Genomic DNA, 16110 nt, shown 5'->3' with positions numbered 1-16110 from the left:
GGCATCCAATTTGCATTGGCAGCATGAATTTTCATGCGCCCCGCGTAAGCTTTTGATTTAACGCAATAAATTGGGCAAAATTTAAATGTTGCGGTGCACAAAAACCGCTTGACGTCGCTCAAAATTTCAGTAAAATGTACATCTGTTGCAATGCACAATCATAGTGCATCAACCCGCAAGTCCGCTTCACCGATCACCGTTTCTGCCGCACAGTCGCATTACAAACTCCGTACTACCACCTCTTTTGGAGAACTACATGTTTGCTATTCCCGAGCAGTTTTCGAACGCCACCAAAGCCAACTTCGAATCGCAGTACGCCATTTTCTCCTCGCTGACCGCCAAGGCCTTCGAGAGCATGGAAAAGCTGGTGGAACTGAACATGAGCGCTGCCAAGGCGAGCCTGGAAGAGTCGGCCAATACCACGCGTCAACTGCTGGCGGCCAAGGATGCCCAGGAATTCCTGTCGCTCAGCGCTGCCCAGGTCCAGCCAAGCGCCGAAAAAGCCCTGGCGTACAGCCGCCAGGTTGCCGCCATCGCTGCCGGCACCCAGGCTGAATTCACCAAGGCCGCGGAAACCCAGCTGGCCGAGACCAACAGCAAAGTCATCAGCCTGGTCGACGAAATGAGCAAGAACGCCCCGGCCGGTTCGGAAAACGTCGTCGCCGCCTTCAAGGCCTCGCTCGGCAACGCCAACGCCGGTTACGAGCAGTTCAGCAAGACCGCCAAGCAGGCGGCCCAGGCGGTTGAAACCAATGTCACCGCTGCCGTGACCCAGTTCACCCAGGCCGCACAGAGCATGGCGGCCAAAGCCAAGTAATCAGGCGCCGCCGTCAAACAAAAGCCCCGAATTTCGGGGCTTTTTTTATGGGCACTCGCGCAGCTGAATCCGCGGTTTATTCCCCCAGGTAGGCCGCCTGCACGCGCGGGTCGTGCAGCATCGACGCCGCATCGCCCGTCATGATGATGCTGCCCGAATCCATCACGTAGCCCCGGTGCGACGCTTCCAGCGCCAGCTTGGCGTTCTGCTCGACGAGCAGGATGGTGATGCCCTGCTTCGAGACGTCGCGGATCACTTCGAAAATTTTCTCGACCATTATGGGCGACAAGCCCATCGACGGTTCGTCCAGCAGCAGCAGGTTCGGATGGCTCATCAGGGCGCGCGCCATGGCCAGCATCTGCTGCTCGCCGCCCGACAGGGTGCCGGCCAGCGCGGCCGAGCGTTCTTTCAGGCGGGGAAACACCGCGTACCACTTTTCCACGTCCAGCTCGATACCGGCCTTGTCGTCGCGCGTGTAGGCGCCCATCAAGAGGTTTTCGTGGATGGTCATGCGGGTGAACACGCCACGCCCTTCCGGCACCATGGCCAGCTTCTTTTGCACCATCTGGAACGAGTGCACGCCGGTCAAGGGCGTGCCCATGTAGCTGATCACGCCTTCAACATTGCAGGCAGGCAGCGTACCCGTGATCGCCTTGAGGGTGGTGGTCTTGCCGGCGCCGTTGGCGCCGATCAGGGTGACCAGTTCGCCCTTGTTCACTTCCAGATCGATGCCCTTGACGGCCTTGATGCCGCCGTAGGCAACTTTCAGACCGGCGATTTCCAGGATATTGTCGCTCATTTGTGGGCCGCTCCCAGGTAGGCGTCGATGACGGCCTGATTCTTTTGGATCTCGCTGGGCACGCCTTCAGCGATCGGTTTGCCGTACTCGAGCACGGTGATGCGGTCGCACAGACCCATCATCAATTTGACGTCGTGCTCGATCAGCAGCACGGTCTTGCCTTCATTCTTGATCTTGACCAGGAGCTCGCGCAGGGCCAGCTTTTCGGTGGCATTCATGCCGGCGGCCGGCTCGTCGAGCGCCAGCAGTTGGGGATCGGTGGCCAGCGCGCGGGCAATTTCCAGGCGGCGTTGATCGCCGTAGGACAAAAATTTCGAGGTGCGGTTGGCAAACTGGCCGATGCCGACGAAATCGAGCAACTCCTGCGCGCGGGCGCGGATCGACGCTTCTTCTAGGCGCGCCGCCTTGTGGCGGAACACGGCGCCGAACACGCCCTGGTGCGAGCGCACGTGGCGTCCCACCATGACGTTTTCCAGCGCCGTCATTTCGCCAAACAGGCGGATGTTTTGAAACGTGCGGGCAATCCCCGCCTTCGCCACTTCGTGCGGCGCCGACGGCGAATATGGCTTGCCGGCCAGTTCAAAGGTGCCCGAGTCGGGCTGGTACAAGCCCGTGATGACGTTAAAAAACGTCGTCTTGCCGGCGCCGTTGGGGCCGATCAGGCCATAGATCTGGCCCTGCATGATCTTGATGCCGACATTGGTCAGCGCTGCCAGGCCGCCGAAGCGTTTATTGACGCCGGCGATGTTGAGAATAATTTGTTCGCTCATGTGGTGTCCTCGTGCGCGCCCGACTTAAGCCGGGAACGTTTCGCCCTTGTTCGTTTCGGCAGCTTCCGGCCGGTCTTCGTGTTTCGGCGAGGGCCACAGGCCCGCCGGGCGATTGAGCATGATCAGGACCAGCGCCAGGCCGTACAGCAACTGGCGCAGCACTTCGGACTCGATGATCACTTTGCCGAACAGGGTCATCTGCAGGGGCTCGACGACGTGGCGCAGCACTTCCGGCAAGGCCGCCAGCAGTACGCCGCCCATGATGACGCCGGGAATGTGGCCGATCCCGCCCAGCACCACCATGGCCAGCACGGCAATCGACTCCGTCAGCGAGAACGACTCCGGCGACACGAAGCCCTGGAATGACGCAAACATGGCGCCGGCCACGCCGCCAAACGAGGCGCCCATGGAAAACGCCAGCAACTTGACGTTGCGGGTATTGATGCCCATCGCCTTGGCGGCGATTTCATCTTCGCGGATTGCCACCCAGGCACGGCCCAGGCGCGAGTGCTGCAGGCGCGAGGTGATGAAGACGATGGCGATGCACAGGACCAGGAACAGGAAATAGTAGGCGTTCACCGAGGGCATCGAAAAGCCGCCCAGGATGACGTTCGCGCGCGAACCGGGTTCGCCGGCCAGGTTGACGGCGAAGATGCGCACGGGGTCGATCGCATTGATGCCCTGCGGACCGTTGGTGAAGTTGATCGGGTCGTTCAGGTTGTTCATGAAAATGCGGATGATCTCGCCGAAGCCCAGCGTGACGATGGCCAGGTAGTCGCCGCGCAGCTTCAGGGTGGGCGCGCCCAGCAGCGCGCCGCACAGGCCGGCCACCAGCGCCGCCAGCGGCACGACGATCCATACCGACAAGTGAATACCGTTTTGCACGATCTCGGGGCCGAACAGCGACACCAGGGCGGCGCCGACGGCGGGACTGTAATTGACGATCGATTCGAGCAACTGGGCAAACTGGGGCGAGGCCAGCAGGCCCGTCAGGTAGGCGCCCACGGCAAAGAAAGCGATATAACCGAGGTCGAGCAGGCCGGCGAAGCCCACCACGATGTTCAGGCCCAGCGCCAGCATGATGTACAGCAGGGCGATGTCGATGATGCGCACCCACGAGTTGCCGAACTGCGCAGCGACGAAAGGGAAGATGATCAGGCCGATCAGCAAGATTGCCATGCTGGCATAGGCCTGGCGCGGCTTGTCTTGGACGTTAAAATTGAGCAGGGCCATGGTGGTTCCTTATGCGCGGTCGGCGACGCGTTCGCCCATGATGCCGGAGGGCCGGATCGTGAGCACGATGATCAACACCACGAAGGCGAAGATGTCCTGGTAGTGGCTGCCGAGAAAGCCGCCGGTCAGGTCGCCGATGTAGCCGGCGCCCAGACTTTCGATAATGCCCAGCAAAATGCCGCCGATCATGGCGCCATAAATATTGCCGATGCCACCCAGCACTGCCGCGCAGAACGCTTTCAAGCCGGGCAAGGTGCCCATGGCAAAGGCGATCGAGGCATAGTTGGCGCCCCACATCACCCCGGCCACTGCGGCCAGCGCCGCGCCGATGGCGAAGGTGGCGACGATGACCTTGTTGGAATCGACCCCCATCAGCCCGGCCACGCGGGGGTTTTCCGCGACGGCGCGCATGGCGCGGCCCATTTTCGTTTTTTCGACCAAAAACACCAGGCCCAGCATGGCCAGCGCCGCCAGCACCAGCAGCAGCACCTGGGTTTGCGAGATGACGGCGCCGCCGATCATCAGCGGCTCGCTCGAGAGCAGTTGCGGGAAGGGCAGCGGGCTGCGGCCCCAGATCATCATGGCGAAGGTTTGCAGCAGGATCGACACGCCGATCGCCGTGATCAGGGGCGCCAGCCGGGGCGCATTGCGCAGGCGGCGGTAGGCGACCCGCTCGATGATGATGTTGACCAGCATGCAGGCGGGCACGGCGCCGGCAATGGCGATGAACAGATCGACATAGCCAGGCAGGCCGGGCGCGAACACTTCCAGCAATTTCAGGATGGTCAGGCCGACCATGGCGCCGATCATCAGCACGTCGCCGTGGGCGAAGTTAATCAGATTCAAAACACCGTACACCATGGTGTAGCCGAGGGCGATCAGCGCATACATACTGCCGAGCACCAATCCATTGATGATCTGTTGGATAAATGTATCCATGGGGTGGGATTCTCTTTCTTTTAGATCTAACAAAAACGGCACCCGGGGACTACCCGAGGTGCCGCTCCTGGCCTGCGCCTGATTCACAAAACGCCCCGTGTGGCGACGCGCGCCACGCGGGTGTTACATGGTTTGTACAGCGACTACGGCTGGGGGCGTAGTGCGAGCGTCGTCATGATAGCGAGGTTTTGAAAAAACTAACATGGGAAAATCACCCGTCTACCGAATATTATTTCCCTTGAATCAACTTGGTGCGAAACTTCCCTGCCCCCTGCCCCAAAATCATGCTCACTGCACCCGCTTGGGTCCGTCCAGGCCCTTGGGCAAAGGAAATGTGACGTGTTCCTCGACGCCTTCGAGCGCCCGCACGCTGCGCGCACCGAGTTCTTTCAGGCGGTCGATCACCGCCTGCACCAGCACTTCGGGCGCCGAGGCGCCGGCGGTGACGCCGATGCGCTGGCGGCCTTCGAGCCACTGGGGATCGATTTGCGAGGCATTGTCGATCATGTAGGCGGGGGTGCCCATCTTGTCGGCCACTTCGCGCAGGCGGTTCGAATTCGAGCTGTTCGGGCTGCCAACGACGATCACCACTTCCACCTGGGGCGCCATGAATTTGACGGCCTCCTGGCGATTGGTGGTGGCGTAGCAGATGTCGCCCTTCTTCGGCTCGATGATGTTCGGGTACTTTTGCTTGAGCGCGTCGATGATGGCGGCCGTGTCGTCCACCGACAGGGTGGTTTGCGACACGTAAGCGAGCTTGTCCGGATTGGCCACCTGCAGGGTGGCAACGTCGTCCACCGTTTCCACCAGGTGCATGCCGGCGTCCGCCTGGCCCATGGTGCCTTCCACTTCCGGGTGACCCTGGTGGCCGATCATGACGATTTCGCACTCCTGCCTGCGCATTTTCGCCACTTCCACGTGCACCTTGGTAACCAGCGGGCAGGTGGCGTCGAAAATCGTCAGGCCCCGCTGGGCTGCTTCTTCGCGCACCGCTTTCGACACGCCGTGGGCGGAAAACACCAGGGTGTTACCGGGCGGTACATCGTCGAGGTCCTCGATAAAAATCGCGCCCTTGTTGCGCAGGTCCGCCACCACGTAGGCGTTGTGGACGATTTCGTGGCGCACGTAGATGGGCGCGCCGAACTGTTGCAAGGCGCGCTCGACGATGTCGATGGCGCGGTCGACGCCGGCGCAAAAGCCGCGCGGCTGGGCCAGAAGGATTTCGCTGTCCATATATAGGGGTCCTTGATTACAGCACGGAGATCAGTTTGACTTCGAACACCAGCGGTTTGCCCGCCAGCGGATGGTTGAAGTCGAAAATCGCGCCCGTGTCGGTGAACTCGCGCAGCACCCCGGCAAAGCGGCCGCCGCCGGGCGCGGCGAAATCGACCAGGTCGCCCACCACGTACTGGGCGCCGGGCGCGGAATTGTCGTCCAGGGTGGCGCGCGAGACTGCCTGCACCATCTCTTCGCTGCGCTCGCCGAAGGCTTCGCCGGCGGCCAGCACGAATTTCTCGTGGCTGCCTTCAACCAGGCCCATCAGGCGCTGCTCCAGGAACGGCGCCAGCTGGCCCTGCCCCAGCATCAGCGTGGCGGGATTGGCATTGAAGGTGCTGACGATGTCGGTGCCGTCGGCGGTGGCCAGGCGGTAGTGCAGGGTCAGGTAGGCGGCGTCGGTGACGACCGGGAGGGGCGCTTGGGTCATGATAGTTGGGGGCGATTGGGCTGGCGTGCAAAGCGATATTGTAAGCCAGATGGTGATTCGGACCCAGCGGCACGGGCCGAACGGTCCTGCCCCGGAACAAGGCCGACCGGCGCGCTTCGGTTTAATCTGCCTGCGGGGATACAACCGAGGAGCGACCATGACGATCAAAGACTGGCCCGTGCGCCAGCGCCCGCGCGAGCGCCTGATTGCCGACGGCGCCCGCACGCTGTCGGACGCCGAACTGCTGGCCGTGTTTTTGCGGGTGGGCGTGCAAGGCTGCAGCGCCGTCGAACTGGGCGAACAGTTGCTGCGCCACTTCGGCTCGATCAAGGCCATGTTCGGTGCCTCCGTCACCGAATTTTCCCGCCTGCACGGGCTGGGACCGGCCAAGTTCGCCCAATTGAACGCCGTCATGGAACTGGCCCGCCGCGCCATCGGCGAGGAGCTTGAACGGGGCGCCACGCTGGGCTCGCCCGACACCGTCAAGCACTATCTGCGCACCAGCTTGTATCAGCACGCGCACGAAGTGTTCCTCGTGTTGTTCCTGGACGTCAAAAATCGCCTGATCGCCAGCGAAGAAATGTTTCGCGGCACCCTCACCCATACCAGCGTCTATCCGCGCGAAGTGGTCAAGGCAGCCCTGCGCCACAATGCGGCAGGCGTGATGCTGGCGCACAACCACCCGTCCGGCAGCGCCGAACCGAGCAGCTCGGACCTGAGCCTGACGGCCGCCCTCACGCGGGCGCTGGCGCTGGTGGACGTGCGCGTGCTCGACCATTTCGTGGTGGCAGGACTGCAGGTCCACTCGTTTGCCGAGCACGGCCAATTGTGACGGCAATTGTTAAATTTAGCGACATTATCAAGACACAATTGTTTTTCACAAGTGATTGATTCATCGATAGTTTTCACGCTATACTCTCGTTTTTCCGAATTGCGGAAGTTTATTGAAGGAGTGCGTTATGGCACGTGTTTGCGAAGTAACTGGCAAGGGCCCGATGGTTGGTAACAACGTCTCCCACGCTAACAACAAGACGAAACGTCGTTTTCTGCCTAACTTGCAGAATCGTCGTATTTTCGTGGAATCGGAAAACCGCTGGGTCTCCCTGCGCTTGTCCAACGCCGGTCTGCGCGTCATCGACAAAGTCGGCATCGATGCCGTCCTGGTCGACATGCGCGCCCGTGGCATCAAAGTTTAATTAGGGAGCTATCATGGCAAAAACTGGCCGCGACAAAATCAAGCTGGAATCGACTGCAGGCACGGGTCACTTCTACACCACCGACAAGAACAAGCGCACGATGCCTGCCAAGATGGAGATCATGAAGTTCGATCCGAAGGCACGCAAGCACGTTATGTACAAAGAAACGAAGATCAAGTAATCCCGATCACGTTGTCGTCGTTTTTAAAAAAGCCGCCCACGCAAGTGAGCGGCTTTTTTATTGTGCCGTCCCCTCACCTGGGCTGCAGGCGGATGATCGATTCGGTCACGCCCTCGATGGCCTTGCGCGAATACAGCAGGGGGAAATAGCTGCCACTGCCCCAGCTGGCGGCCAGGTCGCGGTAGTGCGGGCTGTCCGGGTCGCCCGACTGGCCGGGCGTGTTCATCGCCCGCGAATTGTCCCAGTTGCCCACGTCGACCACGACCCGGAACGACGGCCCATTGACCTTCAAGAAGTCGGCCGGCCGGTAACTGGACTGGCTGACGGTGTTGGCGCCGCCCTGGGCGGGGAACGGTCCCACGTTGAGCTTGCCGCGCAGGCTGCCGTCGCCCATCGTGCTCATGGGATGGGCATAATAACTGTAGTGCAGCTTGCCCCATTGCCAGGCCTTGGGATCGGGGCCGGCCAGGCGCTCCATGTCGGCCCAGGCCGCGCCCAGGCTCGAGACGAGCAGTTGGTCGCGCCGCGCGCCGCCCTGGCGACCGAAGCGCGCGGCCGGGCGCTCGAGCGCCGCCATCATCGCGGTGCTGTCGACGGCATTCACGGCGGGCACGAATTTCGGGTCCAGCACGGCGCGCGCGTACTCGCGGTTGAGGTGGCGCGACCACCAGATTTCAAACAGCGCCGCCTGCGCCGACTGCGCATGCTCGGTCGCGTTCCAGCCCCGCAGCAGGGCCAGCGCGGCGGCCGCCTTCGGCTCGCCCGTCTTGAGCGGTTTTAACAGGGCCAGCATGCGCCGCGCGGGAATCGACAGCAGGTCGTTTTGCAGGTGCATCGAGTCCTCGATCGACACCTTCGCGGTGCTGGCGAGCACCTCGCCGATGCGCACCTTGCGGGCGTCGTTGGGCCACTCGAAGCCGATCTTGCGCTCCTTGTAGGGATAGCCGGCCGGCAAATTCATTTCGTTGGCGGAGGCGAACCAGCCCTGCTTCGGGTTCAGGCTCGACGGCAACTTGTCGCCGCTCAGGAAGCCCGCCCACTCGTAGCGGCCGTCGCCCGGCACGGGCAACAGGCCGTCCCAGTTGGGCCGGATCGGCGTCAAGCCGCCGGCCACCCAGCCGATATTGCCGGCCGTGTCCGCATAAACCTGGTTTTCGGTGGGGGCGCCCCAGTTGAGCATGGCCTGTTTGAACTGGGCGAAATTTTTCGCCATCATGTAATCGATGCTGCCGAAATACGGCGCCATGCCCGGCTCGAGCCAGCCCGAGCGCACGGCAAACGCGCGCTGCTTGCCCGCCTCCGTGAAAATGACGGGGCCATGGCGGGTGAACGCCAGTTCGACGGGCACCGCCGCCCCGCCCTTCACGGCAATGATCTCCTTGTGCACGCGCAGCGCCTCCCATTGCCCCTTGTACTGGTACTGGGCGGGATTGGCCGGGTTCAGTGCATAGACATACAAATCTTCCTGGTCGATGCTGAAGATGGTCAGGCCGAAGGCGATGGTGCCGTTGTGGCCGATCGAGATGCCGGGCAGCGCCGGCTCGCCCGCGCCGATCACATCCATGCCGGGCGCACTCAGGTGGGCAATGTAGCGCAGCGACGGGGCGGAATAGGCGCGGTGGGGATCGTTGGCCATGATGGGCCGGCCGGTGGCGGACTTCGACGGCGCCACCACCCAGTTGTTGCTGCCCTCCAGGCGGGCCGCCTCGAGGTCGGCGCCCGCCAGGCGCAGCGGTTCGGCCGCATTGCCATCGCGCTGAGAGATCGATTTGTCGTTGCCAAAGAAAACGTTGTCGGTGGCCAGTTTGAACACGTCGAGCAAGCCGGCCGGCAAGCAGGGATCGAGGCCGGCCGGTACCGTCGTCTTCCACGGTGGCTGCGGGGTGCTGCGCACCAGGTCCGCTTCCAGGCTGGCCGCGCACACCACGCCGGCGCGCGCCACCTCGGCGGTCAGGTTGCGGGTCAGGCCATGGCTGCGGATGCGCACCACGTCCTCGGCGCGCCAGCGCGCCGGCGCATAGCCGGCCTGCCGGAATTCAAACGGCAGCGCCGCCGGGTTCTGCGCCACGTAATCGATATAGGCGTTAATGCCCGCCACGAAACGCTCACTGATACGCTGGGCGCCCTTCCCGTACGACTTCCATTCTTTTTGCATATCACCGCGAAACAGGAACAGGCGCGCGGCGCGGTCCTGGGCGACGAAGGCGGGGCCGAACACGGCGGACAATTCACCGAGCCCCCGGCGGCGCCACAAGTCGATCTGGAACAGGCGGTCGCGCGCGGCATTGAAACCCTGGGCGAAAAAAGCGTCGTCCTGGCTTTGCGCATAAATGTGCGGCACGCCCCACTGGTCGACCAGGATCTCGGCGCCCTGGGCCAGGCCGGCCACCTTGATGGTCTGCGTGGGCGGGGCCGCGGTGGCGGCGGCGGCCACGACGAACGACAGGATGGGCAGGCAGTGGCGCGCGTGCAACATAAAATCCTCGGAGCGAAAGTGATGCGCCAGTATAGAGTTAATTGCCTATCATGCAAGTGGAGTCCATCGCCGCCTGTCGCACTCCACGCCGTGTTTTCGACACTTCGTCGGATTCCCGTTCGGCGCGCAGGCGGCAGGATTACCATGACAGGACTATAACCTTTCAATGACGGGATCATCACCATGCACACCCTCACGGACCAACCTGACAGCGCCGCGATGGCCCTGGCGCCAGTGCCCAGCGGCCAGCGCATCGCCGCGCTCGACGTCGTGCGCGGCTTCGCCCTGCTGGGCATTTGCGTCATGAACATCGAGTTTTTCAACCGTGCCATGTCGACCCTGGGCACGGGCATGCCGGCCGGCTTGACGGGCATCGACTGGCTGGCGTCCTACTTCGTCGCCTACTTTGTCGCCGGCAAATTCTGGACCATTTTCTCGCTGCTGTTCGGCATGGGCTTTGCCGTCATGCTCACGCGCGCCGAAACGGCCGGGCGCAGCTTTCTCAAGCCGTATATGCGGCGCATCGCCGCGCTGGCCGTGTTCGGCGCCGTCCACCACATTTTCCTGTTCGCCGGCGACATCCTGTTCAGCTACGCGGTCGCCGCCACCTACCTGCTGGTGGTGCTGTACGCCAAGACCCGCTGGCTGCTGCTGGCGATCGTGCTGGCCATCGGCGTCGCTTTTATCCCGGGGGTCAATGAAGCGGGCGGCACGGCCGCGTTCGCGCTGGCGTTCTCCGGCATCGTCGCCCTCTACCTGCGCAGCGACAAGAAGATCGTGCGCCTGTCGGCGGGCGCCTTCGGCATTGCCTTGATGGCCACCATTGCCGCCATCGCCGCGCTGGTGTTCTGGTTCGTCCCCGGCCTGCCCGTGCAGCCGCGCGGTCCGCTCACTGCCGCCACCCTGCTGTTTACCATCCTGGCCGTGCTGGCGCAAAAATTCCACGACCCCGTCGCCGCCCGTCCATGGCGCGCGGGGGTGGCGATTTTTACCCTGTTTGCGACCATGCAACTGGCCGGCGGCCTGTATTTCTATTTTAAACCTGTCGAACTGGCCCCCCCCGTGGTGGCGAGCGCATCAGCGCCCGTCGCCAGGCCGGCCCCGGCCGCCAGCGACAAGGCAGGCGCCAAGGCTGCTGTCGCACCGAAGACAGAAGCGGAAAAGAAAGCGGAAGCGGCCAAGGACAAGGCCGAGCGCCTGAAAAAACAGGCGGACAAGGTGGTGGTCGAACAAAAAGTGATGAGCTCGGGCAGTTACATCGAACTGGTGAAATTTCGCGCCACGCATTTTGCTGAGCACGCTGGCGGTGAGTCCGGCTTCGCCACCCTGTTGATCGGCATGTTCCTGCTCGGCACCTGGTTCATCCGTTCCGGGGTGATGGAAAACACCGCCGCCCACCTGCCCCTGTTCCGCAAGTTCGCCTACCTGCTGCTGCCACTGGGCATCGGCATGGGCATCGCCGGCAGCCTGATCGCCACCAGCCACGTGCCCGGTGCGGACCAGGACGGCTTCATGCTGGCCGACGCCCTCCACGTGCTGGGCAACTTGCCCGCCTGCCTCGGTTACGTGGGCATGGTGGTACTGATGCTGCACAGCCGCTCACCGCTGTCCCGCATCAAGGTGCTGGCACCGTTCGGCCGCATGGCGCTGAGCAATTACCTCATGCAATCGCTGGTGATGTCGCTGCTGTTCCTCGGTCACGGCATGGCGCTGTACGGCATGGGCCGGGCAGCGCAACTGGGGGTGGCCGCCTGCCTGCTGACGACGCAGATTGCCCTTAGTCACCTGTGGCTGGCAAACTTCCGTTACGGCCCGGCCGAGTGGGTCTGGCGCGCGATCACCTACCTGAAGTGGCCGGCAATGCGCATCGGGCGCGCACCAACGGGGCTGGCGGCGGCGGCCTGACGATCAGCGCCGGCGCAAAAAGAAAGGCTCCCGCGGGAGCCTTTCTTTTGTTTCAAGCGAGCGCTTGCTTACGCGTAGCTGCGCAAGCGCAGGGAAAACTCCTGCAGCGACTTGATGCCCGACGCTTCGGCGCGCGCGCACCAGTCTTGCAGTTGGTGCAGCAACTGGTCACGCGTAAAGTGCGAGCGTTCCCAGATGGCGCCCAGTTCGACGCGCATCGTGTGCATGGTTTCGAGCGCCTTGCTGTGCTCGAACAATTCCGTCAGTTGCAGCTTGTGCGACGGCTCCAGCTTGGCCGGCTCCCGTTGCAGCAACTTGCGCGAAGACTTCAGGAAACGCTTTTCCAGCGCCGCCTTGTTGCGCAAATGGTCGATCTCTTCGTGCCAGGCGTGCTTGAAGGACTTGGCATACTTGGCCATCACGTCATAACGGTTGGCGATGACGGACTGCAAGGTATCGAAGTCGGCGACCAGCTTGCCTTGCGCGAATTTTGGCTCCGGCGCGATCTTGCGCACTTTCGCCAGGCCCAGCGTTTCCAGGATGCGGATATACAGCCAGCCGATATCGAACTCATACCACTTGCTCGACAGCTTGGCCGAGGTGGCATAGGTGTGGTGGTTGTTGTGCAGCTCTTCGCCACCGATCAGGATGCCCCACGGGACGATGTTGGTGGCCGCATCCGCGCAATCGTAGTTGCGATAGCCCCACCAGTGACCGATGCCGTTGATGATGCCGGCGGCCATGATCGGAATCCACATCATCTGCACGGCCCAGATCGACAAGCCGATGATGCCAAACAGGGCGATGTTGAGCACCAGCAGGATGGCCACGCCTTGCATGCTGAAGCGGGTGTACAGGTTGCGCTCGATCCAGTCGGTCGGCGTGCCGTGGCCATATTTGGCCATGGTTTCCAGGTTTCTCGACTCGTCGCGGTACAGCTCGGCGCCTTCAAAAAACACTTTTTTGATGCCGCGCGTGACCGGGCTGTGCGGGTCTTCCTCGGTGTCGCACTTGGCGTGGTGCTTGCGGTGGATGGCGGCCCATTCCTTGGTGACCTGGCCGGTGGTGAGCCACAGCCAGAAACGGAAAAAATGGCTGGGCAGCGCGTGCAGTTCCAGCGCCCGGTGGGCCTGGTGGCGGTGCAGATAGATCGTCACCGCGGCGATCGTGATGTGCGTTACAACGAGCGTATAAACAACTACTTGCCACGCCGACAGTTTAAAGATGCCGCCGTCCAGAAAACCCAGTACCGCTTGCATCATGCTGCTTAACAAATCCATTACCTCTCCAGTAGCGTCTAAGAACCAAGGTCATGCCGACTTTCGGTGAGCCGGTCAGCAACGGTCATTTTACGCGCTTCCTTCAGGGGAAATGACGTTTCACGTGATCAATTCGTGACAGTTTGTGAGATATTTCCAAGCGCCGTGGCGATTTGTCGATCGACTTGCTCTGCAGTAAGCGCGGCTTTTGCCAACTTGATATCGCCTGATTCGACAAGCCTGTAAATGCGCTGATTGATTTCCGAGATCACGCCGCCACGGCCGCTTTCCGGATCGACAATCCAGAATCCCAGCTCGAGCTCGAAGCCTTCAGGCTTGAAGCTGTTCAGCGACACGCCCGGCCCGGGCGTCTCGAGCACGCGCGGCACGCCGGCGGCCACCGATTGGAGCAGCGGAATGACGACGTCGAGATCGCTGCCGTAGGCCACCGTCAGCACCGTGCTGCCGCGGATATTGCGCGAAGACAGGGACTGGTTTTGCACCACCGAGGAAATCAGCATCTCGTTCGGCAACACCGTATCGATCCCATCGAGTCCTTTGAGCACCGTGTAGCGGGTGTTGATCTGGCTGACGATGCCGCTGTATTTGTCGACCGTGATCATGTCGCCGATCGACAGGCTGCGCTCGAGCAAAATCACAAAGCCGGACACATAATTGCTGGCGATTTTTTGCAGACCCAGGCCCAGCCCCACCCCCAGCGCGCCGCCGAACACGGACAGCACGGTCAGGTCGATACCCACCATCGACAGGCTCACCAGCACGGCGACGACGATCAGCACGGCCCGGCTGACGCGCGCCAGTACCACCCGCAGCGACATGTTCAAGCCCTGCACGCCCATCAGGCGCTCGTCGAGCGCAGTGCCGGCCCACAACGCCAGCATCAGCAGCACCACCACCGAGGCGCCCGCCTGCAGGATGTCGGCCAGCGCCACCTTGTTGCGGCCGATGGGCAAGGTGGTGCGGTCCAGGTAATGGAGGATGTCCGGCCACACGCCCGTGATGTACAGCGCCACCGCCACCCACACGACCAGCGCGAACACTTTCTCGAACGTCTGAAACGTTGCGCCCAACTGCTCACTGCCGCGGGCGAACACGCGGCGCAGCAGATAAAAGGCGGTACGGATCAGCACGAACGAGGAGGCCAGCGGCACCGCCACGTTGAGAATATTGACGTGCTGGTAGTGCGCGAGGATGTAGCGCGACAGCGCCAGCGCGCCGAGAATGAGCAGCGGACCCAGCACGCGGGTAAAACTGCGCACGGCGGCGTTGCGCCCTTCATTGCCGGGGTTGGCCACGGCGCTGCGCTGGCGCACCTGCGCGCGAATGACGCGCGCGAGTGCCCAGCCCAGCACCATGCTGGCAACGATGGCGACTGCCTGCCAGAGCACGCCCGGCTCTTGCAGGTCACCGATGAGGTCGGATAACAGTTGCGGCAGTCGCATGGGCGGACGCTGTGACGGGCTTAGGCGTCGGCCGCGTCGGCGGCGTCGGCGTCAGCGGCGACGTCCTCACCTTCCACCGGCTTCGGCGGCCGTGGCGGCAACGGTTTACGCTCGAGCACGGCGGCGAAGAAGCCATCGGTGTGGTGCTTGTGCGGCAGCATTTTCAGGTAATCGCCCATCTCGAGGTCGATTTTTTGCTCGGCCAGCACCTGGTGCATGGGCACCAGCGTGAATTCCTCGTGCTGCTTGAGGAATTGTTCGACGATCCAGTCGTTCTCTTCGTCGAGCAGGCTGCAGGTGGCGTAGATCAGGCGGCCGCCGCCCTTGAGCAGGCGGGCGGCGCCGTCCAGGATGGCCGCCTGTTTTTCCTGCATTTCAGCAATCGCGGTTTCCTTCTGGCGCCACTTGACGTCAGGATTGCGGCGCAGCGTGCCCAGGCCCGAGCAGGGCGCGTCGACCAGCACCTTGTCGATCTTGCCAGCCAGGCGCTTGACCTTGGCGTCGCGCTCGTGGGCGATCTGCACCGGGTGCACGTTCGACAAGCCGCTGCGGGCCAGGCGTGGCTTGAGTTTCGCCAGGCGCTTTTCCGACACGTCAAAGGCGTACAAGCGGCCCGTGTTGCGCATCAGCGCGCCCAGCGCCAGCGTCTTGCCGCCCGCGCCGGCACAGAAATCGACCACCATTTCGCCGCGCTTGGCGCCGACGATCTGCGCCAGCACCTGGCTGCCCTCGTCCTGCACCTCGATGGCGCCTTCCTTGAACAGGGGCAGATTTTGCAGCGAGGGCTTTTTCAGCACGCGCAGACCCAGCGGCGCATACGGGGTGGGCTCGGCGGCAATCGGCGCCTCGAGCAGGCGCGCCACCACTTCGTCGCGGGTGGCCTTGATGGTGTTGACGCGCAAGTCGAGCGGCGCCGGCTGGTTCAGCGCATGCGCGAGCGCCAGTGTTTCGGCTTCGCCGTACTGTGCGACGAATTTGTCGAACAACCATTTCGGCAGGTTCGACTGCATTTGCGCGGGCATCAGCGTGCGGTCGATCTGGGCGATGCGGTTCAGAAATTCGGTTTCTTCTTCCGTCAGGCCGCCCAGCGAATCGACACCCACCGCTTCGGCCAGGCCGAGGATGGTGAGACGGCGCATGGTCGGGCTCTGGCCCGCTTCGGCGAAGTCGGTGAAAAAGCTTTTGTTGCGCAAGATGGCATAGATGCCTTCAGCGACGGCGCCCCGTTCGCGCGAACCGAGCCGCGGGTGATCCTTGAAGTAACGCGACAAGGTTGTGTCGGCGGGCGACGTAAAACGTAAGATCTCGCGCAATACCTCTTCGGTATTGGCGAGGATCGCTGGAGGCAATCTCATGATGTTCCTTAA

General features: G+C 62.7%; 15 protein-coding genes. 5 read left to right on the top strand and 10 right to left on the bottom strand.

Translation table 11 applies throughout. From position 1 onward, the window contains the following. Positions 1–256 precede the first annotated feature (256 nt). On the top strand, positions 257–817 hold the full coding sequence (gene phaP / locus ACP7EY_RS02635; protein ID WP_426190184.1) for a TIGR01841 family phasin: 561 nt from the start codon (positions 257–259) through the stop codon (positions 815–817). A 76-nt stretch (positions 818–893) separates the two neighbouring features. Here the strand turns inward: phaP and ACP7EY_RS02630 are convergent, their stop codons facing one another. The 6 genes from ACP7EY_RS02630 to ACP7EY_RS02605 all read right to left on the bottom strand — a co-directional run bounded on the left by ACP7EY_RS02630 (position 894) and on the right by ACP7EY_RS02605 (position 6263). Beyond that, a complete protein-coding gene (locus ACP7EY_RS02630; RefSeq protein ID WP_426190182.1) occupies positions 894–1616 on the bottom strand; it encodes an ABC transporter ATP-binding protein in 723 nt (240 codons plus the stop codon). After that, positions 1613–2386: an ABC transporter ATP-binding protein gene (locus ACP7EY_RS02625; protein WP_426190180.1), complete on the bottom strand. Its 774-nt coding sequence runs from the start codon at positions 2384–2386 to the stop codon at positions 1613–1615. Before ACP7EY_RS02625 ends, ACP7EY_RS02630 begins: the two co-directional genes overlap by 4 nt. Before the next feature lie 24 nt (positions 2387–2410). Continuing rightward, positions 2411–3619: an ABC transporter permease subunit gene (locus ACP7EY_RS02620; RefSeq protein ID WP_426190178.1), complete on the bottom strand. Its 1209-nt coding sequence runs from the start codon at positions 3617–3619 to the stop codon at positions 2411–2413. Positions 3620–3628: 9 nt separating this feature from the next. Then, entirely contained in the window at positions 3629–4558 is a 930-nt protein-coding gene (locus ACP7EY_RS02615) for a branched-chain amino acid ABC transporter permease (RefSeq protein ID WP_426190176.1), read from the bottom strand. A gap of 288 nt (positions 4559–4846) precedes the next feature. Beyond that, positions 4847–5791 carry a 4-hydroxy-3-methylbut-2-enyl diphosphate reductase gene (ispH, locus tag ACP7EY_RS02610; protein ID WP_426190174.1) on the bottom strand — a complete coding sequence of 315 codons (945 nt, stop codon included), beginning with the start codon at positions 5789–5791 and terminating at the stop codon, positions 4847–4849. Between the two features lie 16 nt (positions 5792–5807). Continuing rightward, positions 5808–6263 carry an FKBP-type peptidyl-prolyl cis-trans isomerase gene (locus tag ACP7EY_RS02605; protein WP_426190172.1) on the bottom strand — a complete coding sequence of 152 codons (456 nt, stop codon included), beginning with the start codon at positions 6261–6263 and terminating at the stop codon, positions 5808–5810. Positions 6264–6420: 157 nt separating this feature from the next. Between ACP7EY_RS02605 and radC the strand changes: the two genes are divergently transcribed. From radC to rpmG, 3 genes are all read left to right on the top strand, one after another. Continuing rightward, on the top strand, positions 6421–7095 hold the full coding sequence (radC, locus tag ACP7EY_RS02600) for a RadC family protein (RefSeq protein WP_426190170.1): 675 nt from the start codon (positions 6421–6423) through the stop codon (positions 7093–7095). Positions 7096–7222: 127 nt separating this feature from the next. After that, a complete protein-coding gene (gene rpmB / locus ACP7EY_RS02595; protein ID WP_426190168.1) occupies positions 7223–7459 on the top strand; it encodes a 50S ribosomal protein L28 in 237 nt (78 codons plus the stop codon). Between the two features lie 10 nt (positions 7460–7469). Further along, on the top strand, positions 7470–7640 hold the full coding sequence (rpmG, locus tag ACP7EY_RS02590; RefSeq protein ID WP_197422130.1) for a 50S ribosomal protein L33: 171 nt from the start codon (positions 7470–7472) through the stop codon (positions 7638–7640). 73 nt (positions 7641–7713) lie between these two features. Here the strand turns inward: rpmG and ACP7EY_RS02585 are convergent, their stop codons facing one another. Continuing rightward, entirely contained in the window at positions 7714–10116 is a 2403-nt protein-coding gene (locus ACP7EY_RS02585; RefSeq protein WP_426190166.1) for a penicillin acylase family protein, read from the bottom strand. Between the two features lie 183 nt (positions 10117–10299). On the opposite strand from ACP7EY_RS02585, the gene ACP7EY_RS02580 reads away from it, so the two are divergent. Further along, complete coding sequence (locus ACP7EY_RS02580; protein ID WP_426190164.1) at positions 10300–12021, top strand: DUF418 domain-containing protein; 1722 nt, start codon at positions 10300–10302, stop codon at positions 12019–12021. Positions 12022–12089: 68 nt separating this feature from the next. On the opposite strand, the gene ACP7EY_RS02575 is transcribed toward ACP7EY_RS02580, so the two are convergent. The 3 genes from ACP7EY_RS02575 to ACP7EY_RS02565 all read right to left on the bottom strand — a co-directional run bounded on the left by ACP7EY_RS02575 (position 12090) and on the right by ACP7EY_RS02565 (position 16098). Beyond that, the gene (locus ACP7EY_RS02575) at positions 12090–13283 is read right to left on the bottom strand and encodes a DesA family fatty acid desaturase (protein ID WP_426190740.1); all 1194 of its coding nucleotides are present in this window, start codon (positions 13281–13283) and stop codon (positions 12090–12092) included. Between the two features lie 125 nt (positions 13284–13408). Continuing rightward, positions 13409–14743, bottom strand: coding sequence for a mechanosensitive ion channel family protein (locus ACP7EY_RS02570; protein ID WP_426190162.1), 1335 nt, complete (start codon positions 14741–14743; stop codon positions 13409–13411). Positions 14744–14763: 20 nt separating this feature from the next. Further along, positions 14764–16098, bottom strand: a complete 1335-nt coding sequence (locus ACP7EY_RS02565) for an RsmB/NOP family class I SAM-dependent RNA methyltransferase (protein WP_426190160.1) — start codon at positions 16096–16098, stop codon at positions 14764–14766. Positions 16099–16110 lie beyond the last annotated feature (12 nt).

Source organism: Massilia sp. DWR3-1-1, from assembly GCF_049898325.1.
Lineage (GTDB): Bacteria > Pseudomonadota > Gammaproteobacteria > Burkholderiales > Burkholderiaceae_D > JAFCUW01.
This window is presented reverse-complemented; position numbering and strand designations above follow the sequence as displayed.

What these genes read in the sequence shown, in the direction of transcription:
- phaP (WP_426190184.1), top strand. Translation starts at nt 257, where the DNA reads ATGTTTGCTATTCCCGAGCAGTTTTCGAACGCCACCAAAGCCAACTTC.
- ACP7EY_RS02630 (WP_426190182.1), bottom strand. Translation starts at nt 1,616, where the DNA reads ATGAGCGACAATATCCTGGAAATCGCCGGTCTGAAAGTTGCCTACGGC.
- ACP7EY_RS02625 (WP_426190180.1), bottom strand. Translation starts at nt 2,386, where the DNA reads ATGAGCGAACAAATTATTCTCAACATCGCCGGCGTCAATAAACGCTTC.
- ACP7EY_RS02620 (WP_426190178.1), bottom strand. Translation starts at nt 3,619, where the DNA reads ATGGCCCTGCTCAATTTTAACGTCCAAGACAAGCCGCGCCAGGCCTAT.
- ACP7EY_RS02615 (WP_426190176.1), bottom strand. Translation starts at nt 4,558, where the DNA reads ATGGATACATTTATCCAACAGATCATCAATGGATTGGTGCTCGGCAGT.
- ispH (WP_426190174.1), bottom strand. Translation starts at nt 5,791, where the DNA reads ATGGACAGCGAAATCCTTCTGGCCCAGCCGCGCGGCTTTTGCGCCGGC.
- ACP7EY_RS02605 (WP_426190172.1), bottom strand. Translation starts at nt 6,263, where the DNA reads ATGACCCAAGCGCCCCTCCCGGTCGTCACCGACGCCGCCTACCTGACC.
- radC (WP_426190170.1), top strand. Translation starts at nt 6,421, where the DNA reads ATGACGATCAAAGACTGGCCCGTGCGCCAGCGCCCGCGCGAGCGCCTG.
- rpmB (WP_426190168.1), top strand. Translation starts at nt 7,223, where the DNA reads ATGGCACGTGTTTGCGAAGTAACTGGCAAGGGCCCGATGGTTGGTAAC.
- ACP7EY_RS02585 (WP_426190166.1), bottom strand. Translation starts at nt 10,116, where the DNA reads ATGTTGCACGCGCGCCACTGCCTGCCCATCCTGTCGTTCGTCGTGGCC.
- ACP7EY_RS02580 (WP_426190164.1), top strand. Translation starts at nt 10,300, where the DNA reads ATGCACACCCTCACGGACCAACCTGACAGCGCCGCGATGGCCCTGGCG.
- ACP7EY_RS02575 (WP_426190740.1), bottom strand. Translation starts at nt 13,283, where the DNA reads ATGATGCAAGCGGTACTGGGTTTTCTGGACGGCGGCATCTTTAAACTG.
- ACP7EY_RS02570 (WP_426190162.1), bottom strand. Translation starts at nt 14,743, where the DNA reads ATGCGACTGCCGCAACTGTTATCCGACCTCATCGGTGACCTGCAAGAG.
- ACP7EY_RS02565 (WP_426190160.1), bottom strand. Translation starts at nt 16,098, where the DNA reads ATGAGATTGCCTCCAGCGATCCTCGCCAATACCGAAGAGGTATTGCGC.